General features: G+C 49.3%; 21 protein-coding genes. 7 read left to right on the plus strand and 14 right to left on the minus strand.

Annotated elements, in window-relative coordinates:
• Positions 1–302: 302 nt before the first annotated feature.
• The 14 genes from BLU89_RS17785 to BLU89_RS17850 form a co-directional block, all read right to left on the minus strand.
• Positions 303–2,084, minus strand: a complete 1,782-nt coding sequence (locus BLU89_RS17785; RefSeq protein ID WP_083347789.1) for an adenylate/guanylate cyclase domain-containing protein — start codon at positions 2,082–2,084, stop codon at positions 303–305.
• Between the two features lie 140 nt (positions 2,085–2,224).
• Positions 2,225–3,367, minus strand: coding sequence for a hypothetical protein (locus BLU89_RS17790; protein ID WP_074738549.1), 1,143 nt, complete (start codon positions 3,365–3,367; stop codon positions 2,225–2,227).
• A gap of 161 nt (positions 3,368–3,528) precedes the next feature.
• Positions 3,529–4,758: a type III PLP-dependent enzyme domain-containing protein gene (locus tag BLU89_RS17795; RefSeq protein WP_074738551.1), complete on the minus strand. Its 1,230-nt coding sequence runs from the start codon at positions 4,756–4,758 to the stop codon at positions 3,529–3,531.
• A gap of 1 nt (position 4,759) precedes the next feature.
• Positions 4,760–4,963, minus strand: a complete 204-nt coding sequence (locus BLU89_RS17800; protein ID WP_245709784.1) for an acyl carrier protein — start codon at positions 4,961–4,963, stop codon at positions 4,760–4,762.
• An 83-nt stretch (positions 4,964–5,046) separates the two neighbouring features.
• Positions 5,047–6,603 (minus strand): AMP-binding protein, encoded by a 1,557-nt coding sequence (locus tag BLU89_RS17805; RefSeq protein ID WP_245709785.1) that lies wholly within the window; start codon positions 6,601–6,603, stop codon positions 5,047–5,049.
• Between the two features lie 2 nt (positions 6,604–6,605).
• The gene (locus BLU89_RS17810; protein WP_074738557.1) at positions 6,606–7,160 is read right to left on the minus strand and encodes a serine O-acetyltransferase; all 555 of its coding nucleotides are present in this window, start codon (positions 7,158–7,160) and stop codon (positions 6,606–6,608) included.
• A gap of 141 nt (positions 7,161–7,301) precedes the next feature.
• Positions 7,302–8,342: a glycosyltransferase family 61 protein gene (locus BLU89_RS17815; RefSeq protein WP_074738559.1), complete on the minus strand. Its 1,041-nt coding sequence runs from the start codon at positions 8,340–8,342 to the stop codon at positions 7,302–7,304.
• Positions 8,343–8,439: 97 nt separating this feature from the next.
• Entirely contained in the window at positions 8,440–9,669 is a 1,230-nt protein-coding gene (locus tag BLU89_RS17820; RefSeq protein ID WP_143030607.1) for an SGNH/GDSL hydrolase family protein, read from the minus strand.
• A 329-nt stretch (positions 9,670–9,998) separates the two neighbouring features.
• Positions 9,999–10,637 (minus strand): VPLPA-CTERM sorting domain-containing protein, encoded by a 639-nt coding sequence (locus tag BLU89_RS17825; RefSeq protein WP_074738562.1) that lies wholly within the window; start codon positions 10,635–10,637, stop codon positions 9,999–10,001.
• Positions 10,638–10,852: 215 nt separating this feature from the next.
• Positions 10,853–11,497 (minus strand): VPLPA-CTERM sorting domain-containing protein, encoded by a 645-nt coding sequence (locus BLU89_RS17830; RefSeq protein WP_074738563.1) that lies wholly within the window; start codon positions 11,495–11,497, stop codon positions 10,853–10,855.
• A 608-nt stretch (positions 11,498–12,105) separates the two neighbouring features.
• Complete coding sequence (locus BLU89_RS17835; RefSeq protein ID WP_143030608.1) at positions 12,106–14,082, minus strand: DUF6077 domain-containing protein; 1,977 nt, start codon at positions 14,080–14,082, stop codon at positions 12,106–12,108.
• 3 nt (positions 14,083–14,085) lie between these two features.
• The gene (locus tag BLU89_RS17840; RefSeq protein ID WP_074738567.1) at positions 14,086–14,445 is read right to left on the minus strand and encodes a DMT family transporter; all 360 of its coding nucleotides are present in this window, start codon (positions 14,443–14,445) and stop codon (positions 14,086–14,088) included.
• Positions 14,445–15,467 carry a glycosyltransferase family 2 protein gene (locus BLU89_RS17845; RefSeq protein ID WP_074738569.1) on the minus strand — a complete coding sequence of 341 codons (1,023 nt, stop codon included), beginning with the start codon at positions 15,465–15,467 and terminating at the stop codon, positions 14,445–14,447. Before BLU89_RS17845 ends, BLU89_RS17840 begins: the two co-directional genes overlap by 1 nt.
• A 195-nt stretch (positions 15,468–15,662) precedes the next feature.
• Entirely contained in the window at positions 15,663–16,865 is a 1,203-nt protein-coding gene (locus BLU89_RS17850; RefSeq protein ID WP_074738571.1) for a glycosyltransferase family 4 protein, read from the minus strand.
• A gap of 328 nt (positions 16,866–17,193) precedes the next feature.
• Here BLU89_RS17850 and BLU89_RS17855 point away from each other — a divergent pair, with 328 nt between their 5' ends.
• The 7 genes from BLU89_RS17855 to BLU89_RS17885 are packed head-to-tail and all read left to right on the plus strand — an operon-like array spanning position 17,194 to position 21,645.
• Positions 17,194–17,784: a TetR/AcrR family transcriptional regulator gene (locus tag BLU89_RS17855; RefSeq protein WP_074738573.1), complete on the plus strand. Its 591-nt coding sequence runs from the start codon at positions 17,194–17,196 to the stop codon at positions 17,782–17,784.
• Entirely contained in the window at positions 17,781–18,044 is a 264-nt protein-coding gene (locus tag BLU89_RS17860; protein WP_074738575.1) for a hypothetical protein, read from the plus strand. The genes BLU89_RS17855 and BLU89_RS17860 overlap by 4 nt, the downstream gene beginning before the upstream one ends.
• Positions 18,045–18,053: 9 nt before the next feature.
• On the plus strand, positions 18,054–19,223 hold the full coding sequence (locus BLU89_RS17865; protein ID WP_218129431.1) for an aromatic ring-hydroxylating oxygenase subunit alpha: 1,170 nt from the start codon (positions 18,054–18,056) through the stop codon (positions 19,221–19,223).
• The gene (locus BLU89_RS17870; RefSeq protein WP_074738577.1) at positions 19,223–19,696 is read left to right on the plus strand and encodes a hypothetical protein; all 474 of its coding nucleotides are present in this window, start codon (positions 19,223–19,225) and stop codon (positions 19,694–19,696) included. Before BLU89_RS17865 ends, BLU89_RS17870 begins: the two co-directional genes overlap by 1 nt.
• Before the next feature lie 11 nt (positions 19,697–19,707).
• Positions 19,708–20,772 carry a ferredoxin--NADP reductase gene (locus BLU89_RS17875; RefSeq protein WP_074738579.1) on the plus strand — a complete coding sequence of 355 codons (1,065 nt, stop codon included), beginning with the start codon at positions 19,708–19,710 and terminating at the stop codon, positions 20,770–20,772.
• Positions 20,773–20,794: 22 nt separating this feature from the next.
• Entirely contained in the window at positions 20,795–21,409 is a 615-nt protein-coding gene (locus tag BLU89_RS17880; RefSeq protein ID WP_074738581.1) for an NAD(P)/FAD-dependent oxidoreductase, read from the plus strand.
• Between the two features lie 14 nt (positions 21,410–21,423).
• Complete coding sequence (locus BLU89_RS17885) at positions 21,424–21,645, plus strand: aspartate/glutamate racemase family protein (protein WP_074738583.1); 222 nt, start codon at positions 21,424–21,426, stop codon at positions 21,643–21,645.
• The last annotated feature ends 4 nt before the right edge of the window (positions 21,646–21,649 follow it).

Consider the following 21,649-nt stretch of genomic DNA (forward strand, 5'->3'; position numbering starts at 1 on the left):
AAACATGACAATCAAAACAATAAAAAACCCTTTGGACAAAACTTGAACAAAACACTCAAACAACAAAATATACACCAAGAACATTCCGAACCGGCATCCCCATTTTTGGAGAGGCGCGTCAGTAAAGTATTGGCGTGAAATCTACACTCGAACTGTTTCAGCTATTCTCTGCATGCAGCTGAATTCGTTCACGCACGGCGAGATTTCTGCAGGCAAAGACGCTCTGACAAAGGAACAGTCTCCAAATCTCCGGCGGGGACAATATCCTCAGTGCCCCGATTGGCCCAAGTCAAATTAGACCGCTAAAGCTGATAAACGGTTACCGGACCTGAACGTCCTTTGACCTGGAAGTCACCGACATGAGTCAAATCGAAAGACCGGCCAAGCAAACCCGCTGTCGCTTCGCTGACCATTATCCTGGTTAACTCGTCTGACGGCAGGCTTCCGGCCAATGCTTCGATCCGGGCGCAAGTGTTCACTGTATCGCCGATAACCGTATAGTTTATCCGGTCCACAGCCCCGATGTTGCCGACGATAAGTGGCCCTGTATGAAGGGCTATCTTGACACCGTAATCAATTCCAGCGTTGCTCAGAGACCGGCGAATAGCCAAAGCGGCGCGGCACGCGCGTTCGGCATGATCCGCTTGTTCTTCCGGCGCGCCCCAAAATGCCAACACAGCGTCCCCAATGTATTTGTCGAGAGTCCCTCCTTCTTGTTCAATACATCGGTTCAGTATCTCAAAATGCCGATTCAACATCTCAGCGGTGTCTTTCGGAGACATGGTTTCCGACGATGCGGTAAACCCCTGAATATCAGCAAACATGACGGTCAACTCGACTTCTCGTGGTTGAACGATCGCCGTATTCCCGGTTTTGACAAGCTGCCTCACCAAAGCTCTGGGCAGATAGGTTTCGAACCATCGCAAGCCGACCAACATTCTGTTGAAGGCAATAGCCTGCTGGTTCAACTCAGAGACACGAGATGGCGGCAGGTTGCCGATCTGGTCCAAATTCAATTGACTGATCTCCATGGCCCCTTCCGTGGATCTGCGGATCGGAGCGGCGACGCGCTTGGCCAGCAACAACGCTGCCAAAACGGAGACCGCCACCAAACCCAAACCGACCAACACAGAATCGCTCAACCGTGACCACTGACCGCTCCAGTCGCTAAGCGGAGAGTACTGACCCACAACCCAAGGCACGGAGCCAAAACTCTCCATCGTACTCGTCAAAATCAGCTGTTCACCTTGTTCCGTCTCGACCACGAACCCATCAAATGTGTCATCACGGCCGTGAAACTCGGGGGATACATTCAACATCTGCGCAATCACTGGATCACCAAGTGTGCTCACAGAATGCAGAGGGCTGGCCGAACTCAGATCGGTTGGCGCTAATTCGAGTATCTTTGGATGAGCCAAAACGTGATCGTCACCATACAGGATGAATCCCGTGACGCCGTATTTAGCGTTCAATTCACCTACGACCTCGGAAAAATGGTGGACAGTGGAAGACACGATCACAGTCCCAAGATAATCCCCACCTTTCTGTATCGAAACGGCCACTGAGATATGAGTTCTTCCATCGTTGAAAAACGGCTCGTTCCAAAAGAAGCTCTCTTTATTTTTGACTTCTTGTATATAATGAACGGCACCTGCAGTAGGCGGTTCAACAGTGGGTGTAAAAACAGGTCCATCAGGACTAAATGTTTGCGTAATAAACAAGTAGCTGCCATCTGGGTAAACGACACCCAGATCAGTAAGATAGGGAACAGTCGCCGAAACTCCGGCGAAATAGGCATTCAGAAATTCTATATTCGCAAGGTCGATGTCGCCCGTTTCTGCACCTTTCTTCAAGGCTTTTGCCAATTTCTCAATCGGTGCCGTCAAATCTATGACATTCTCTTCAATCGTATCGATGATCATCTCAGCAGATGTGTTTAGCAACTCTGTGGTGTTTTGAATGTTTGCGTAGGTCGATACGAAAAGCACCGTTCCTGCTGAAAGGGCGGCCATCCCGCCAATAATCAGAGCCAAAAGAGCGGAAATTCCAATTCTGGCATTGGACTTCGTGTCTGTTCTAGGCATCGACAACACTTTTCGGTAGAAGCATCAGTCCGAACTCAGGAGACTCTTGATGTTAAACATGACATAAGGCGCAGAAAGGGAGTGATTGAGGCCGTCGAAATGACAACTCGGAGCAGCTCCAAACGTATCCCATCATCAGATCAATAAAACATAGGATTCGAGCCAACTCTACTGGTTTCAGATCTATGCCTTATCATTCCTTTCAAAAGAGAGATAAATATTATGATATTCGGAGCAATGTAGAATCTATCGAACGCCGCCGGAAAGAGGCAAAAATGTACGAAAATCATTGAAATTGATGCTAAGCACAAACAAAAACCTAAATCCCGGTCATCGTGTTCTAGATAGGAAATCAACAGGCCTACGACGAGCAGATAAATGACAACATATTTGCCGAAAACAATACTATACACGCCCCTGAAGTAAGCTTTGAGATAGTCTCCAAGATCCGCAGATATTACCATGTCCTGCGGGTAGAAATTCTGGCTAATCAAAGTGTAATGGAATAATTTCTGATGACTATATCCGTCAAAGTAGAATTTCGTAAATATAAATGGAATAAGGGTTACGAGGAGAACTGAAATTAACACCTTAAGACTGACTCGTTCATATAAAAACAAAACCAGAACCGTAATAGAAGTGAACACGATATAATCAGGACGTATTGAGACAATGAGTATTGCAAGCAACAGAGTTAGAAAAGCATGCCGACCAATAGAATAAATAAACGCTAGTAGCAAAAGAACCGCTAGGGCGTCAGGAGATTGCTCTCTGCCGACGTCGATTACGCCCAAGTAAGGAATAGCGAGCATTGTAAGCAGTACGCACATAAAACCAAATCGCAACATGTACAAACCCACGAGAAATGTAATACTTGCAGCAGATACCGCGCCAATCAATATCGTAGAGCTTACCAGCGATCCAGTTATGTTATTCCCAGCCTTGATGATAGCCAGATAACCATACCTGCTTTCGAAGAACGGCATATGCTGTCGCAGCGCCTCTTCGTCTGTAAGCAAAGTGCCCGTAAAGTCATCTGCCTCCAACTTCTGCACAATATGCTCCGAAGTATTTTGCAAAATCTCTTCGCGAACACGTAAATTTAATCGATCACCGTCTTCCAGTTCATTATCCAAAATTACCGATAGGTAGCTTATCAAATCCGGATTGTATTTCGGATGCTCATAGGTTTGTTGGAATACAGCACCTGAGAATATCAATACGACAAAAAATGCCACAAAGTTCATGGCTGGGCGCAATATACCGCTCAATCCATTTAACATTTTAACCTCCAAACAAACCCACCTAAATGTTCTACATTTTCAAATCGAAGCTGTCAAAAGTCACTGTTTCTCGGCAATCAACACCTCAAGGAGAATAAAATAATCACCCATTTTTATAACAAGAAAACTCACCGTCAAAGACACCAGCCATAAGCAAGTAACTAATACCGATCGGTAAACCCATCTCGAGTAACATCTACTATATTCGACTTTTCAAATAGAACTTCATTGGGGTGAGGATGGCTTATGAAGTTGATTGGACTAGCCGTCAAACCATAGGCCCCACTACAGTGAAGCGCAACGACATCCCCCTCATTCAAGCGCGGCAGAGAAACGGCGTTGCCCAACCTGTCTATCGAGGTGCACAACGGGCCAACAAGGTTCACCTTTTCTGCGTCACCGCTCTCACCCAATACGTGCATTTTGTAGTTACGATGAATTACCATCCCGAAATGACCGGAAGCCGGCAAATGATTATTCATGCCTCCGTCACATATAGCAATTCGCTGACCCCTGGACTCTTTGATGTTGACTACGCTTGTCAGAAAAAAACCTGCTTCTCCGACCAAATAACGCCCCAATTCCAAAATCAATCTGGTATCAGAGAATCTGGCTTCAGCACAAAACTCTTCAATCTCAGTGCAAATACCGTCTGCAATGTCTTCCAAATTCAGCGGGGTGTCACCGTGATGATAGGGAATCCCTAAGCCCGAACCAAAAATCAATTTTTGAGGAACGATATTGTTTAACTGGCACACTTCGCGAAAGACCGATAGGAAAACTCGGTAGTTTTCGCAAACCGCCTCTGGATTCAAGCACTGTGTTCCTGAATAGATATGAAATCCAATAACTGACAAATTGGGCAAAGCCACTATTTCCGGCACTTGCTCCCTCGCCTCTTCAACGTCGATGCCAAATGGGCTTGGGCGTCCCGCCATGTGATCGCCAAATCCCTTTGGTACGAATGATGGCGCTAACCGAATAAGTACGTTTTGCCGGCGCCCGAACTCTCCAGCTACTTTATTTGCGATTTTTGCTTCTCGTACATTCTCGATGATCAATTCACCGATATCATTTTCGATCGCTTCTGCGATTTCGACCTCACGCTTTCCGGGTCCTGTAAAACTTGCCTGAGCTGGCCCCCAACCTGCATGTTTCGCAAGACGAAATTCACCAATAGAGGATACGTCGACGAACTCGATGCGCTGCGACAGCCATTTAAGAAGGCCGGGATTTGGATTACATTTTACTGCATAGCTTAATGCGAACCGTTTCCCAAAAGCAGCCTGTATGTCAGCAATTCGGCTATCTATTGCTTCGGTAAAATATACGTAGCTTGGTGTTCCGAACCGATCGACAACTTCCTTTAGGCGTGCGTCAAATTCCTTCATATCAAGACTGACTTTTTATCAGTGCAACGATCCTGTTGATAGTGTCGAAGTTCTCCAGTGTCACATCTGCGGGATGAATATCTATACGCGCTTTCTCTTCTACGAAAGTTATCATGTTCATCATCGCAACCGAGTCCAGAATACCCGTAGAAAACAGTTCCGTATCAGGATCAATCTGCTCTTCGATATTAAGGGATTCGCTCATAAAGTCGATCATGTCTTGTGCCGATAGAACCATTGCTGAATGCACCTCGAATATTCAGTTCAATTTTACTTTATAGACTAGCCCTAACTATTGATCTGGGCGTTGGCAATAATTGTCGTCCGATCCAGCTTTCCACTAGCTGTTCGCGGCATCTGACCAGGCCAGACGCAAACATGACGCGGAACCATGTATCCCGGCATTACTTTCTTACAATGGGTTAATAATGCCGCCGAAGAAAACCCGTCGGCCTCTGTCACTGCCAAATGAACAATCTGACCCAAGTCATCGTCTTCAACGCCAAATGCAACCACATCACAGACCAACCCACTGAGGGAGACAAGATCCTCCACCTCAGTTGGGCTTAGCCGAAACCCACTGGTTTTAATGAGGTCGTCAGCACGGCTGACGAACCACAAATCACCGTCGTCGTCTACGCGGACAATATCACCACTATACACGACAGGCGTGTCTCCAATCACATCAATCAGCTCCGGGCAGGGTCGTATCTTCTTCTGGGTCAGCGCCGGTTGCCGCCAATACCCAAGGCTGACAAGCGGACCAGCGTGGACCAACTCGCCTTGCTCGCCTGGTCCCGCCAGCCCTTCTCCGTGTTTAATAACAAAGACTTGAGAATTTGGCACTGGTTGACCAATTGCACCCAATTTCTTCTGGAACTTCTCAGGTAGAAGGTAGGTCGACCGAAAGGCTTCTGTAAGGCCGTACATCAAGTAGATCTTAACCTTTGGAAAAGTCTCTGACATGCTCTCAAGTATATCAATCGGGATCTTGCCACCTGTGTTTGTGATCAGACGCAGCGAATTCAATGCTTCAGGCGACTTTCTGAGCAGCCGGACAATCTGGTTCCACAATGGTGGAACACCTGCAAATCCGGTTACTTCGTGTGCTTGAATACTTTTTACTATTTCCGCGGGCATAATAACGGGCTGATGCACAACACTGCCACCAACCATCAGCATAGTAGTCAACTGGTTCAAACCAGCATCAAAGCTGTACGGTAATACCGACAAAAGGCGATCATTTCTATTCAAATTCAGGTATTCGATTACCGTCTCAGCACCAATGAGAATGTTTCGGTGACTCAACATGACTCCTTTCGGCATCCCGGTCGAACCCGAAGTATAGATGATCATCGCCAGATCCTCAGCCGCGGCGTTAAACTCCTCAGCTTTTTCTGGTTTGTCCTGATTTGATCCGTCTTCCTGAGATCCTGCTAAGTAAAACTTGTTGTCGAACACCAAGACACCGCGTACATCTTCAGGCAGGGTCCGGTTCGCCAGACCTTTCTGTGCACTCTTTCCAACAATAATCGCACTCGACCCAGAATCTTTCGCCACGTACAGAAGTTGTTCAGTTGTCCATTGGAAATGCACATTGGCTACTACTGCACCAATCTTGGCGGCACCAAACATCGCAACGACTTCTTCAATCGATTTGCGTAGATGAACGACCACCCTGTCACCGGGACCAACACCAATGCTGGTCAGGTAACGAGCGACAACATCAGCCTCAGAAATCAATTCAGAATATGAGATTGAACGGCGGGCATCATACAACGCCACTTTGTCCGCGTTCTCGTTTAGATTATCGGCAAGCAGGCGATAAAGGTTTGAACCCTTCACGATCAGAGCACCTTTTTCTTTTCGGCCGAAGCTGGCTGCTTTGCGCCAGCTGTCATTCTACCAAGCCTCGGGAATATCCGAGCCGGGGACCCCACAACAGTCGAGTCAGAAGGTACATTGGTCGCGACTGCTGTGTTGGCACCTATATGTACTCGATCCCCAATACGTATGTTTCCAAGAACTGTGGAATTCACACCAATAAACACATCATTACCTATAATTGGGGCCCCTTGCCCCATATTGGTTCCGATTGTGACATTATGCATAACTCCACAACGGTCGCCAATTACTGCGTCAGAATGAATGGAAAGGCTGCCTTCCGCGTGAATGATATGGAAGTCTTCGCCCAAAACTGTCTTCGGTGGTATCCAAATTTTTGTCACATTCAGAATGAAAACCTTGAGAAACCCGTAGATTTTATTTGCAAACCACCGCGCCACCGGCGTCTTTCGGTGAATTGCCCAACGCCCGAAGCGATAGACTTGCAATGAAATAAAAGCCGCATCCAGTACAGATCGCCCATGGCGATCATAATCGCCTCTTATAACTGAGAACATTTATTTAACTCACTTCAAAAAAACCGGTTCTGATGTCTGTGCCCTGACACAAGCGTTTCAATCTCCACCTTCTGTTGGATCATAACGGAAGGACAAGAGCGAATGACTGACCGATTGCAGGCCACCCGCAGTATTTAAGCGTCATCCCAAAAGGTCCAGAGTTCGCCTGATATCCTCCCAATCCACACGAAATTTGTGTTGTGTCCCTTCTCCTACTACAAATGCATATCTCTGATCCTGCCTGTCTGTCACGACTTTCAACACGGCAACTGTACGGCTCGGGGGCTGAATTACAAAAAGCGTGGCATGAGGCGGCATCATCACCAATCCATGTGCCAAATGGCTTCCTTCTACGCCCGCAATTATGTTTGCTTGACCACATATAAGTGCGATCTGATCTACGCTCGCACTCGCCGGATCCAGGATATGAAACCCATAGGTATCAGAGAGCTTTTCGGCAATTTGCCTTTCATTTTCCAGGACTCTCGCATCACCGGACTGACCTCGTAGAATAAACACTCCGGGCAAAGGTTCTATAGTTTTCCCGGCAAGCAAACGTTTCCGGGCGTCTCTTGCCCGATCGGCCTTTCCTGAATTGTTTGGTAGGTCCTCGAACAGAATTAGCTCATCGAAGTGGACATTTGTTATACGCTTGGGCGCCATGCCCAGAAGACTTTCATATCTGGGAACATGACCGCTGGGTTCAGATGCAGTTGTGACCGGTTGGCCAAAAGGCTCCGTCAGTAGATAAGTAAGGCAATCTTCACGCAGCCAACTTCCAAACCAGCGGTTTCCAATCCAACTTTCGTACATCACCCCACTCATCGCTTCAGTGGGCTTATTGTATGAGATCGATCGAGATTGACGTGCACGCAAGTGATGCCGGCCCTGCTTTGAATAAATCACCCCATCGACGAGATCCACATCCCGGAAACGATGTGCATAGGTCGGCGACTCATGCACAACAAAATCACCACGGAATGATCGGATTACCGCGTCTACCGGCGCAAATTCGGTGTCTTCAATCCGTTCGAGCTGACCCGGCAGGAACACGGCGGGTGGTACATGGTTATCATCGGCTTGAGCGACTTCCCATCTGTCATCAGATTGGGTCAGAATACTATGTACAGGGCGGTGTACAATCGTACTTAATTTATCAAATAGTGGATTGAATGAAATCATTTCAAATTCCGAGCTTCGCTTGCATCAAGCACCCTCTGCCGCCGCAACGGACGGTTTATCGACAATCTCTGGCATTAAACGACATCCAACCAACATCTTACCAAACTGCGGGCTGCATTTGCATAAACTGGATAATTTTGTCAGCCATAAGATGGTGATCCTTTTGTGAAGGATGCCAATGGCAACCCAGTTTCTCAATCTTCGGCAAGTTGACCATAGCGACTTTCTCATCACCGTTTGCGCGAAGAACATTTAGCACTTGTTGATGCGCGTCCAAATACTCTGATCCATAGCCTTCAAAAACGAAGAATATAATTAGCGCGCCTGGATACCTAAGCCTTACCCTATTTGCGAACTGGACATACCTAGCCACAAAATCGATGCTCAGCGCCTCCTGATCTGGCCAAGCTTCTTCGGCTCCAAGCGGCGTTGAAAAGTCATTAGAACCAAGTGCAAATGCGACCACCTGTGGGCTCCAACTCTCTGCCAGTTCAGTAGTCTCGTCTTCCTCTAGCAGGCGATTATAGCGATCGACCATTGTATTACCCGGATCGACGCCGCCGGCATTGCGAACTACCCCCGAACCGGAAACTGCCATAATCTGATAATCGGCCTGAAAGTGACGCGCCACAAGAGGGCCAAAAGCGAGCTGAGTGTCAGTTAACAAGTGCACGTCTCTTCCGGAGCATTCACGACGAGAAGAGACATTACCATAGCCGACAGTATCTGAGTCCCCGATAAATTCGATTTGTCGTTCCTTCTGTCGGGTAGGCGGCATATCGTTACCTAAAGTAACAAAGAAACCCAAGAAATCCCCCGTTTTATCGAAGGATTCACTTATCTTATCCAACCTGATTGAGTGCACTCCTGGACCAAGCCCTGTGATTTCCACGGCTTTTCCACCTGGTCTATCAACCACCAAAGCCGAACCTACATCCTCGTCAATCGTAATTCTGTACCGATTCACTGAATCGTCAAAAACAAGACTGATTTTTTCACCCGAGAAACGCGCGATGGCATAGACGGCAGGCCATTGGTGCCTAACCCCAATTCCGTGCGTATGCTCCATTGCCCAGATTGGTGTAACGCGGCCGATGACCATGGCATCCAGCTGCGACAAATTCTTATCTCCAAACACTATGTGAGGATCGACAAGAGCCGCTTCGAACTGCTTTTCGAATTCGGGACTTGGCTGCAACACATGCCATTCGTACTCGCTGCTTATTTGTGTATCGAAATTCGCGCCATCATCAAACTTATACCATCCAATCAGCCCAATTATGGCGACTATGGACAGTGTGATGATCAGTTTAATTGAAGAAGCCACAATTTTCTCCGACTTCGCAGATATCTCTGCTTTCTCGGGTTTGGCGAAAGGCATCTCATTTGAGGTATTACTTACCCGCAACGAATTAGCTGTAAACGTTGGAAGAGAAAGAACTTTAGCTGAAGCAGTGTGGAGGCTCTAAGAACCGAGTCTTCACACTGCTTCAGCTAAGTTCGTTACTTGTTGCTGAGGTTTCGCTCCGATGACCTGGACCATCTCATTTTCGTTCGTCGCATTATGACAAAGCGGAAAGCCGAAAGCTTACGTCCCGACAATCTAGTATAAGTCGCTCAAACCCAGAACCAAATAGCGGCAACACATTGCAAACGTTAAGCCATGCGCTGCTTACGCCGGCGCATCACTCCAAATCCAGCCAAACCACCAATGAGCAACAGTGCAGAAGCAGGCAGCGGGATAGGCGCGACTGTGAAACTTGAAACAACAAAGTCGTCATTACGCTGGAAGGCACGGATAGAAAAGCCGCGCGCGATCACATCGCCGAAGTAATACGTTGATCGATCTGTGCCCGTAAAGCCTGCGCCATCGCCGCGCACATTGACCCAGGCGTCATCATCATCGACCAGATACAGGCCACGACGCCAATCGAAACCCAGATCATAAGCATCAAAATGTCCGAAAGAGATAGACACCAAGCGTACAGCGGTGTCGAACGTAAATGTTAACCAGTCGCTGCCGTTGGCACCGTCAATATCAGGGCTGTCATGAGATCGACCATTGTCCACCCCAATTCCGTGACGGTCACTTGTGATCACGGAATCTCTGCCGCCACGATAAGTCGAGTTGGCCCTTACACGCCCGGATACCCCGTCCTCATCAAATGTGGCTGTCCGCGATCCTGTGCCGCTCAGATCACCTCCACCGGCGCCGGTCAAATTAAAGGTAACCGCTTGTGCTCCGGTTGCGATCAAGACAACAGTCGAAGCAACTGCGAGAATTCTACTAAGCATACCTTACTCCAAACAAAGTGATACTAATTAACGTTGGCTTCATGATAGCAGACGAAAGGCAATAACACAAAACATCAACCACTGAATAAGGCGGAAATGTGTCAGAAAGCGTGTCAGTCGTTCGCCATATGGAAACAAACACTTGATTTGAAGTAAACAGTAAGCACTAACAGCAGCAGCCATTTCTAGCAGCGCTTACTGTTTACTTCGGTAGATCAGCGCGTTTGTTTGCGCCGCATTAGACCAAAGCCCGCCAAACCACCGAGCAGCAGCAATGCCGAAGCCGGAAGCGGAATGGGAGCAACAGTGAAACTATAGGCCAGAAATTCATCATCATAATCTCGAGCCCGAACCGTAAAGGATGTTGCCGCTACATCACCAAACGAATGGAACCATGTGCTGATGCGTGTTTCCGGACCACCGTCAACGCTAATATATGCGTTATCGTTCCAGGGGTCGGTCCCATCAAAATTCCCCAACGTCAGCGAGATCAAGCGTACAGCCGTCTTAAAGGTGAATGTAAGCCAGTCATCTTGATTGCGGCCGTCGATCTCACCACCTAACGAGCCATAATCACCTGCATCATACGTACCGTCACCCGGATAGTATGCCACATCATCTGGTCCATTCCGAACACCCAACCCATAATAATTGGATGTAATAGTTGGATTTGCGTCGGGATATGGATTAGTGGAAAACGCTTCAATCGTTCCAGAAATCCCGCCCTTGTCAAAAGTCGCAGTTTTTCCGTCGACCGCTACATCAACTGAGCCAGAATGCTCAGCCATATTTACTGTCACTGCCTGCGCACCTGTAGATGCAACCACAGCCACCGACAAAATTGCCAGAAACTTCTTCATGCTCAACCCTTTCACACAACCATGTACAATTTAACCGGGAGCTTTGTAGTGCTTAACAGGCTTCAGCACTCAGGTCATCACTATTTTGACACAATTCACGAAAAACTGTTTGCAGGTAACAACAGCACCATGATTCTGAAACAATATTGCAACTATCCAGCATTGTTTCCAGTGCCGCATCAGTACCGATTCGGCAACATTCCGCTAATGCCCGGCGATACCCTGCCGTCTCGCAGGCAGTGTATGCCCTCACTAGTTTTACAACTCTTTGTTGTTTTGTGGTATCGTGCTGGGGCGATCCACGTAGAGTGAAGAACCAAAGGACAACACGGTGATTGGGGCACTTTTGCTAAGCTTGCTGTCAGGTTTGCTCGCTGCGCTTGCTTGCCTGTTGATAGGATACGGCATCTGGGTTGCGCTGATAGTCTACTCAGTGGCAGGTATGACATGCCTCGTCCTGTTCCCGCTTGTACGAAAGGCGATTGGGAAAACCAGGAAATCGGCGCCACGGGAATCCAAACTTACCATGTGACGGTCAAGCATCCCTTCCTGCAATCAATCTTAAGGCACATATCTTTGCACCCGGATCATCTCTGGAAGACCTGTCTTTACTCACAACTCGCATCTACATTGTAGACTTCATAGTTTTCTATTTTTGCAATCGCTTCAGCGGAAATTCCTGCAAGGACGGTATTGATATCATCCGTTAGTTGGTCGCTGCGTAGTGCAATCAATCCAATGCAATCCGATTCTAAGGCCTCCAAAACATCAGCTGACCGACTCTCACCTTCTCCGTTTACCCAATTAGACAGAATGCGTTTTGAGTAAAGACGGCCAGAATCAACAATCGGTTCGACCTGATCCAGATATGACCGTCTGCTGTAAACAAGACGTGGGCTTTCCTCGAACCCCGGCAACACCGCTGAGAGTGACTCGCTCGCCAGCACGGTACGATCTGGCTGAACAAGCTCTCGCAATTGCAAGGCAACTTCGTGTTCCTCCAAGGGTAACTTAACCATGGACGGCTTGATAAACGTGCCACGCGTCCCAAGAAGACCCCAGGGCAACACTGTCGTTACCATCAAAACTGCGCCAACAATCCCGGCGCCCAGTCGCAACCATCCAGAACGAATGACGCCCCAGGTGAGCAAAAGGGATAAACCCATTGGCACCGGGACGGCCCACCACAACCGAAAATTTAATCCGCCCGTTGCGAAACGATCATAGAGTGGCCAGACAAAGGGATTAATAACCAACAGCAGTGTCACGAACATGTACGCAGACAACCAGCGACCACTGCGAAGAAAACAAGCCGCCGTAGCCACGCCCCAAAAAAGCACGGCCAGCAGTAGAAGATTGGGCTTATCGGCAACCATATCCCATATTGCGAGCCCTTTGTGTGGCGGAGGATTGCTTGTCACCTGAACTCCGACGGGTTTGTCAAAGACCAATAACCATACACCCGCAATCAGGACGGGCACAGCTGCCAGCATAGTCAGCAATCGTTGAGAACCCTGGCCTCCGCGGGAAACCCAGCCTGCACCAACCGCCAAACCAAGCGCCAGAGGAGCAATATAGACCCCGTTCGCGGTTAACCCGAGGCCTGCAAGTGTCAGCGCGGACAAGGCAGGGACAACATGACGCAATTTGACGTTGTGAATGTCGGCTCGGTACACCACGAAAACAATGAGCGGTACAACAACGAGAATAAGCGGCGCCTTGCCATGGAATAAACGCGATATTCCATGCACACCCCAGCTTTGCAAAGTCCCAGCAAAAACCATTGAAGCCAAAACAGAAAACAGCGCGAAAAGCCACCAGTTGCGCCCAAACAGCCCCTGGCCGATCACCAACAAGGTGGCAGCCCAAACCACACACCAGATCATCGGCAACACAAAATGTGCGACCAGAACCACCGAAATACCGGTCAGCCAGGAAATTGCTGCGGTTAAAGTAGGCAGCGATTCCAGCTTATAGTTGGTTCCCAGCACGGGCCAATTGTCGATCCCGTACATAGTGTCTGAGACAAGCATTCCATTCTGTGAAAATATCATGCCAATCGGCAGATTTAGGTAGAACGCATCATCTGCGTCAGCGCGCAGGACAACGATGTACAGCAGCCAAATAAGCAAGACCAACATACAGAATGGCACAAGGCTAAGTGTCTGAAGATGTTTCTCAGACTGTATTTTCTGCATTTCATGCGTTTGACTAACCCATATCGAAAACACAGAAAGAACGAGGACAATCAACCAAAATGGTCGCGCATCATTTGTCGGCAAAAAATAAACAATAGTTACGAGCACTAACACCGCACCCATTGCTACACTTCCGATCACCGATTTCTTAGGCCAATGAAACTCGTCGCTTTCGTGTATCACGCCCATCAGTACCGGCGCCCATACAACTTCAGATCGAAGCGCTGCAATAGCGCCCAAAACCCCTGTCAACGCAGCGATCCACAAGGTCGAGAAAGGCATTCCGTACAGCGTCAATGGAATCGAGCCGAGACTCCAACCCGAAAAAAAACCGAGCCAAACAAGAATAAATTTAAGGGCTATTAATCGCGCATCAGCTTTTGTCATTATCTATCCGAACAATTGAGTCAGAGTTACTCCAACGACAATCAGCGACAATCCTGCCAGAAACCCCCAGGTCAAAGGTTCACCAAAGTAAGTCGCCGATAAGACGGGCACTATCACAAATGACAAAGACATAAACATATAAGCCCGCGACAGCGCCAAGCTCTGCAATGCGAGAATCCACATCACGGTGGCGACACCGTAAATTGCCAGTGACGCAATCAATGGGCCCATGAAAGCAGGATCTTGAATTAATACTGATGGAGGCCGCCCCGCTATCCGCAACGCAACGGTCTTAAATAGTATCTGCCCAGCGGCAATTCCAAGAACAGCAGTAATAGTAAATACATAAGGCAAAATACTCATTATACGGAACTTATCTCTCTTGTCTTTTCATCTATGTCGGCCGTTTTGACCGTCTCCTGATCGAGTGCGGACAACACAGATTGATGCTGGACCGGGCGCTTAGGCTCAGCACTGATGTCGTATCCAAGAAAGAACAAAAGCATCTGCAGCCCTGCAATTATTGGCAAAACCGCAAGCATCACTGTGCCCGTCGATGCCGTAACACCTGTGCGGACTGAATTAATCCACTCTATGCTCCCAAAGATCAGACCAAAGATCATAAAAAGTGCACCCATCACGAGATTAAGGGAAGCTATATTAAAGTCGCGCAAGAGATAGAGGTAAGTAATTCGCCGTATCGTGGCCTTTACATGCTTGGTCAGGAATTCCTTGAATATTTCTCGGACACGCAGGCCACTGACTTCGTCACCGTATACCGCTCGCATGGGTACGTCGATTACCACCGCGCGAAGATCACCCAACCGTATCAACATATCCGTTTCGAAGAAATAACGCTCTGATAATGTACGTAAATCAATTGATGCCAAAGCCCGATTGTGAATTGCTGTATAGCCGTTGGTAGGATCGAATACACTCCAATAGCCACTAGATAGTTTTGTCATAAAACTAAGGGCAGCGTTTCCAAACAACCTTTGCCTCGGCATACTTCTGACAGCGCTCGCAGAAAAAAATCTGTTGCCCTTTGCATAATCTGCTTCACCAGCCGCAATCGGACTGATGAATAGGGGGATAAGCGATGGATCCATTTGACCATCGCCGTCAACCTTTACGACGATATCCATGCCCGCATCCAACGCCGCCCGATATCCGGCCATTACGGCTCCGCCGACGCCCAGGTTAATACTGTTACGGACAATCTGCACCCGATCATCAACACAGTTTTTCTCAATATAATCCGCACTGCCATCAGGACAACAATCATCGACTGCAAAAATACAATCGACCTCGGGCCCAATTGCATTGATCACATCTAAGACAAAATTTTTAACTTTATAACAAGGTATTACGACTGCGACTCGCATCAAAACCCCTTAAACTCAACAACATGATATAAATAACGCTAATTAGCCAATATGCCTAACGGTTTATTACAAGTTCAGGCCTCATAAACAGTAGACAATAGCTGCCCCTGGCCAGACTACAGAATGTATGCGCGCCGAATACGAGCTATCGGGCCCTCCGACGACACATTGATCCAACTATGGTCCAGCAACATGTCAAGTTGATCCGGCGACCACTTTCTTTGAAAAATCAACCAAAGCAGCCGCAACTACGTCAGGGTTGAACCGCTTGCTAACGTCTACACGGGCGGCTTTACCCAACGACGCTGCTAAATCCGGGTTATTGAGGAGCTTCATGCAAGCGTTTGCTAACTCTGCTGGGTCATCGGGAGGTATAAGTAGTCCGGTTTCACCGTCTCGAATAATCTCTTCCGGTCCGCCTGCGGCTGTGGATATGGTCGCGGAACCCGCAGCCAAAGCCTCTAAAACTGTGTATCCAAATGTTTCGTATCGTGACGTTACAACGGTCAATAAGTGCTTTTGACGGTGAAGATCGATTTCCTGCCCACTACAAGCTCCGAGGTAGGTGATGCGGCTGGAAACTTCATGACCCAGGGCCGCCAATGCTTCTGGTATGAAAACAATACTGCCATCCGCCTGCTTCAAGCCTGGATCAGGCCCTATGAAAGTCAGAAATACATCCGCGCCTTGCTCAACCAACCTGGCAAATCCGCTAAAAAGCGTATCTGCTCCCTTCCTATGGTCGTGGCGCCCAACAAACAAAATACTCTTGCGTTGCTTCTCATCCAACTTGTCATAACAAACCGGTAGCTTCTGTAGGATTGGATTATGGATTACTGCCTGCTCTGAGTTGATCCCAGGCACCTCAGACAGCGTCATTTCTAAGACACTACGGGACGGACCGACAACTCCGGCACACCCTTTGATTGCCAGGCTTTCACGGTGTTCACGACGACGATCATCGATCGACGTTTTTTCCCTTTGCAGTCCAGACTGAATGAACCAAGGGCCGTGCAATACGACGATCACAGGAATTGGCAAAAGCTCTTGCACCGTTTTCGCCCATCCATGAGTTTCCTCCATAATCAATACGTCGATACTCTTAGATCGCGCTGCCTCTGAAACTGCTGCAGCAATTTGCTCGCCGATGATCTCATGAAATGGCTCATCCAGATTCAGATGCTTTTTTGCTCGTTCAAGAACGGTCATTTTCCGCGCTTTTGGTAGAATAAAAACACTGCGATCACGGTCATTCTTCAACCCTTCATCGTTTAAAGAAATAATCGTGACTTCATGCCCCTGAGCCTGAAGCCCTTGGGATAGGTAAAATACGGATGTAGTAATTCCATTAGCATGACTCCCTCCGGGCCATGCGGGCGTTACGAGACCAATTCTCATTTGAACTCCGAACCAATTACACGTGTCTGTTTAAGAGTTGATCAACTGGTCAATCGTCAAGCAAGTTATTTTGGACTTCCGCTGCTTAAATTGATCATGGCGTTGATGAACTGGCCGGCAAAGCAGTTCGGCACAAAGGTGTGGCTAATCTTTATTGACATGTAGTCACTTCAAACTTGTGAAATTTTACAGAAGCGCGGGAACACTGTCGGCTTGGGCCCTGCCAACATTGATCGGGCCTGTTGTTCTGTATTTTCACATAGTTTGTCATTGTTGACAATTATAAATCGAATGTTATTTGTCAATCATGACAATTTATGAGGAACTAATGCCAAGACCCTCTCTGAAAGATCAAAGATCCCACGAGATTCTCGATGCCTACCTCACATGTGTAGCCCGCTTCGGGCTTGAAGGTGCGACACAAGAGCGGATTGCGGAAGAGGCTGGCGTCAAGCGTCCGCTCCTGCGCCATTACCTCGGAAACAAGGACGAGATGATAGCCGCACTGGCTGAACATACCTTGAATGGTTTCTCTGCCTCACTTGACGAACTGCACCAGGCGCTGCCGTCCAAGGCGACACCATCTGATCTTGTAGATGCGCTGTTTGCAGAGAATGGCGGCACCGACACTAGGTTAATGCTGGCTTATCAAGCTTTGGTGACTACGGTCACAGATCGCCCCGAGTTGCGGCAAGATCTGATGGACAGCCTTGAGGAATTCTATGACGTGGTCGAGTCAATCTTGCGACGCGCGGCCCCTTCAGCACTTGACGTACGCATTCGCGCGGTGACTCAGGGCATTTCAGCGATCTTTGTCAGCATGGACGCACTGTCACCTTTGAACCCACCCGAAGCATGGCGCGCGGAATTGAAACTGGCGGCTTCTCTGCTGGCCTCCGTACTGGAGGCAAAGTCATGAGTCCGACCAGAACCGTGAACTATGTCGCCCTGCCCATTTTGTTAGTGGCCACTGTGATAGGTCTTTATTGGGTCTGGGGCCTGCTCTTTGTCTGGTGGGTCATCCCAACGATCATGAATCGACAGGCCTTTCTAGTTTTTGAAGTCAATCGAGGCGACGACCCGGCCCTTTATTGGTCCATTGTTGCCCTATGGGCCGTTCTTGGCCTGATGATGATCGCGGCCAGTATTTTCCCTCGATACGCAAACCTGCTTTCCTAAGGTATCTTGATGTCCAAAATGTACCACCACTTGCCTGCCGAAGCCTACACATCTCAGGACTGGTTCAATCGTGAGCAGCAGCATATCTTCTCGCGCACATGGCGATTTGCCGGGCTGGTAGAGGATATTCCTGCGCCGGGGCACTTCCTGTCGGTGCAGGCCGGGTTGAACAATCTGTTCATTGTCATGGGTCGGGACCACCGGCTGCGCGCCTTTCACAACATCTGCCGTCACCGGGGCACACAGCTGATCCGTGCAGTCGGCAAGACCCAAAAAGCACTGACATGCCCCTATCATGACTGGACTTACGATCTGGAAGGTAATCTGATCTCGGTTCCGGATGAGTCATCCGAATTCCCCGGCGGCGTCGATAAATCCTGTCTCGGCCTCAAGCCTGCAAGCGTAGACGTCTGGCGGGGCATGTTATTTGTTCACCCCAACCCGAATGCTCTTACTCTTGCTGAATGGTTCGGGGAAGTTGACCCATACCTTGGGCCACATAAGCCCGAGGACCTGATCGAATACACCGAAGGGAGGAGCAGCTACGAGATCAAGGCCAACTGGAAGATCGTCGTGGAAAACTACATCGACGTCTACCACCTGAGCCATCTGCATTCGAATACACTGCATATGTATGACCATGCCAAGGCCGAGTATGGGTGGAAGGGACCACATTATCACTTCTGGGAGCCTCCCTCTGCAGCCTATGCCAAGGGCCATGAAGCCAACCTTCCGATGCCACGTACAATCGCTGAGCCTCATGTCGGCGCGTGGGTTCCAATGCTGTTTCCCGGCATTGGTATCGGAGCCAGTGAAGAAAGCTGGAACCTATTCATCATCACTCCTCTGGCGCCTGATCTGACGCGGATCGAGAACCGCACCAAACTGGCCAACGCATCGGACTGGGCATTCCAAAAACAACAGTGGAAAAGCTGGGGATTCTGGAAAGATTTCGGCGGCCCAAAGTATCACGGGATTGATGTTACTGCTGAAGATGATCCGATGGCGTCGGGTGATTTCACATCCGAGGATATCTATGCCTGTGAACAACAGCAGAAATCTCTGAAAAGCCCTTACCTTGAGATCGGGCCGGCCGGGATTGGCGAAAGTCCGATTACTGAGCACCAGAAAGTGGTGCTGCATTTCATGCAAGACAACTCAAGCCTCGGAGAGCAATGATGCGGCCGTTTCAAGCCATCCTGATCGGCGTTGCGCTTGCGTCCGCTCTGGTCCTGACGGTTCAGGCAGACGCTCCTGAAAACATTGCTGCGCGAATCCTGCAAGCACAGGGCGAACAAGGCTTGCTAGAGACCTGGCGCGATTGGCACCACGATGCAGAGCATAGGATCGTCATCAAGTATGGGGCGGGCCAACAAGAGGACGTCTTTATGTATCGTGTTTCGGAGAACACCGAATGGGATGCTTCTGAGATCGCGACGGCAATGGAGGGGTACCGGGAAACCAGTCGGTCTGCGCCCGAAGTATCATTGCGTACTGAAGATGGCGTGCCGCTTGTCACTGCCGTGTCCTACGTCGATTACGACTGGCACGGACACACTGGGAAAATGCGCCAAACGGATGAGTTTGTCTTTGCGCCCTATCTGGGCAGGACGGTGATCCGCTCATTGACCACAACCTACGATTACCGATGACGGAATACACGATGCAACGAAACTTTCACGCTCTGACCGTGTCAGAGATACGCAAAGATATCGATGGCGCGGCAACCAATATCATGTTTGATGTTCCGCCTGCGTTGAAAGATCTGTTTGAATGGACGTCCGGGCAACATCTGACGATCCGGCTCCGGATCAACGGCGAAGAGCACCGGCGCAGCTATACCATCTCGAACCCGCCGGGTTCAGCACTGCGCATCACACTCAAGCGCGTGAAAGGTGGGATCGTCTCAAACCATATAGGAGACACGCTGTCTGCTGGCGATACAGTCGACATCATGCCTCCCTTTGGCCAATTCACCCTGATCCCCGGAAAGCTGAACCGCCGCACCCACTATTTCTACGGGGCAGGCAGCGGTATCACGCCTCTTTATGCGATGATCAGATCGGTGTTGACCGAAGAACCACATTCTTCGGCGCATCTGGTCTTTGGCAATACAGATGCGAATAGCATCATGCTCCGCGATGAAATTGAACAGATGCAGGCGCAATACCCACAGCGGTTCTCGGTAAGGCATGTCTTGTCTCGGCCCGCCCTTCTTAGTTGGTTTTTGCCTTGGCGGACCGGGCGGTTGAATGCAGAAGCCATTCAGGTGTCGATTTCTGAAACACCTCCAGTGGCGCAGGACACCCAATACTGGATTTGTGGTCCAGGCAAGATGAACTCTGATGTCCGCTCTGCACTGCTTGATCTGGACGTTCCAGATCAACGTATTCACATGGAAAGCTTTGGCGGGGATACCGAAAGCGATATGAGCGTATCGGGCGTAGAAGCAGAAGCCCGAATAGAACTGAATGGTGCAACGTTTGATGTTCCTGTCAGAGCCGGTGAAACCATACTCGATGCTGCCCGGTCAGCCGGTCTGAACCCACCGTTCAGTTGTCAGTCTGGAGTTTGTGGCGCTTGCGTGGCGCTCCTCCAGCAGGGCACTGTTCATATGCGAAACCGCATGGCACTTGAAGACGACGACATCTCAAAAGGCCTTATCCTGAGTTGTCAAAGTATCGCGACGCAAGACAAAATCTCAGTGCGATTTGAAAACAAATCTTAACAGACCTTTCTTGCGTTAGTTGGTGCCAAGTATTCCACCAACCCGTTCTAATCTAGCGCGTCTGCTCCATCAGCCAACTCGGTCGAATGCGGATTGGCACATCACAACGTCGGATGAACCACTGCAGGCGCAACGTATCGTGCTTGCGGCCGGGGTCTGGTCGGCAAAATTGTTGAAACCGCTGGGGCTGACCATACCTTTGGTCGCCGAGCGCGGGTATCATGTCAAATTCCCAATCCCGTCGTGCAGTCTGAACAATTCGGTCATGGATGTGGACGCAAAGGTAGTCGCAAGTTCCATGATCGGTGGGCTGCGGGTCTCGGGAACTGCCGAGATTGCGGACATAGACGCACCACAAGATCCGCAGAAGAAATCAATCCTGATTGCTCAGGCCAAGGCCATGATACCCGATCTCGATACGGCAGATGCGCGGTTCTGGATGGTTCGGCGCCCGTCTTTTCCGGACAGCCTGCCTGCCATCGGTGAGGTGGACGGCAAGCCAGGGCTCTACACGGCGTTTGGGCACTCTCACTATGGGTTGGTGATGGCCCCAAAAACCGGAGAGTTGGTGGTCGACCTCGTATCCGAGCGTTCCCTAAATGTCGATTTTCGTCAGTTTTCTTTGGCCAGATTCTAAACGCGCACACAAGAATGGACACTGACCTGATCGAAGCTCTGCAGGCAGCGCGTGACCTGATAGCTGAGCATTCAGACATTCGCGCGTTGGTGTTGGAATGTACAGACTTGTCTCCCTATACCGCGCGGATACAGTCAGACCTTAAACTGCCAGTTTTCGACCTCACGATTTTGGCCCAGATGGCACATTCAGTATCCGCGCGCGGCACATATTCGGGTATTATGTCTTGGGACTGACGGG

The organism is Ruegeria halocynthiae (assembly GCF_900106805.1).
In the GTDB taxonomy this organism is placed as follows: Bacteria; Pseudomonadota; Alphaproteobacteria; order Rhodobacterales; family Rhodobacteraceae; genus Ruegeria; species Ruegeria halocynthiae.

What these genes read in the sequence shown, in the direction of transcription:
- BLU89_RS17785 (WP_083347789.1), bottom strand. Translation starts at nt 2,084, where the DNA reads ATGCCTAGAACAGACACGAAGTCCAATGCCAGAATTGGAATTTCCGCT.
- BLU89_RS17790 (WP_074738549.1), bottom strand. Translation starts at nt 3,367, where the DNA reads ATGTTAAATGGATTGAGCGGTATATTGCGCCCAGCCATGAACTTTGTG.
- BLU89_RS17795 (WP_074738551.1), bottom strand. Translation starts at nt 4,758, where the DNA reads ATGAAGGAATTTGACGCACGCCTAAAGGAAGTTGTCGATCGGTTCGGA.
- BLU89_RS17800 (WP_245709784.1), bottom strand. Translation starts at nt 4,963, where the DNA reads ATGAGCGAATCCCTTAATATCGAAGAGCAGATTGATCCTGATACGGAA.
- BLU89_RS17810 (WP_074738557.1), bottom strand. Translation starts at nt 7,160, where the DNA reads ATGTTCTCAGTTATAAGAGGCGATTATGATCGCCATGGGCGATCTGTA.
- BLU89_RS17815 (WP_074738559.1), bottom strand. Translation starts at nt 8,342, where the DNA reads ATGATTTCATTCAATCCACTATTTGATAAATTAAGTACGATTGTACAC.
- BLU89_RS17825 (WP_074738562.1), bottom strand. Translation starts at nt 10,637, where the DNA reads ATGCTTAGTAGAATTCTCGCAGTTGCTTCGACTGTTGTCTTGATCGCA.
- BLU89_RS17830 (WP_074738563.1), bottom strand. Translation starts at nt 11,497, where the DNA reads ATGAAGAAGTTTCTGGCAATTTTGTCGGTGGCTGTGGTTGCATCTACA.
- BLU89_RS17835 (WP_143030608.1), bottom strand. Translation starts at nt 14,082, where the DNA reads ATGACAAAAGCTGATGCGCGATTAATAGCCCTTAAATTTATTCTTGTT.
- BLU89_RS17840 (WP_074738567.1), bottom strand. Translation starts at nt 14,445, where the DNA reads ATGAGTATTTTGCCTTATGTATTTACTATTACTGCTGTTCTTGGAATT.
- BLU89_RS17845 (WP_074738569.1), bottom strand. Translation starts at nt 15,467, where the DNA reads ATGCGAGTCGCAGTCGTAATACCTTGTTATAAAGTTAAAAATTTTGTC.
- BLU89_RS17850 (WP_074738571.1), bottom strand. Translation starts at nt 16,865, where the DNA reads ATGAGAATTGGTCTCGTAACGCCCGCATGGCCCGGAGGGAGTCATGCT.
- BLU89_RS17855 (WP_074738573.1), top strand. Translation starts at nt 17,194, where the DNA reads ATGCCAAGACCCTCTCTGAAAGATCAAAGATCCCACGAGATTCTCGAT.
- BLU89_RS17860 (WP_074738575.1), top strand. Translation starts at nt 17,781, where the DNA reads ATGAGTCCGACCAGAACCGTGAACTATGTCGCCCTGCCCATTTTGTTA.
- BLU89_RS17865 (WP_218129431.1), top strand. Translation starts at nt 18,054, where the DNA reads ATGTCCAAAATGTACCACCACTTGCCTGCCGAAGCCTACACATCTCAG.
- BLU89_RS17870 (WP_074738577.1), top strand. Translation starts at nt 19,223, where the DNA reads ATGCGGCCGTTTCAAGCCATCCTGATCGGCGTTGCGCTTGCGTCCGCT.
- BLU89_RS17875 (WP_074738579.1), top strand. Translation starts at nt 19,708, where the DNA reads ATGCAACGAAACTTTCACGCTCTGACCGTGTCAGAGATACGCAAAGAT.
- BLU89_RS17885 (WP_074738583.1), top strand. Translation starts at nt 21,424, where the DNA reads ATGGACACTGACCTGATCGAAGCTCTGCAGGCAGCGCGTGACCTGATA.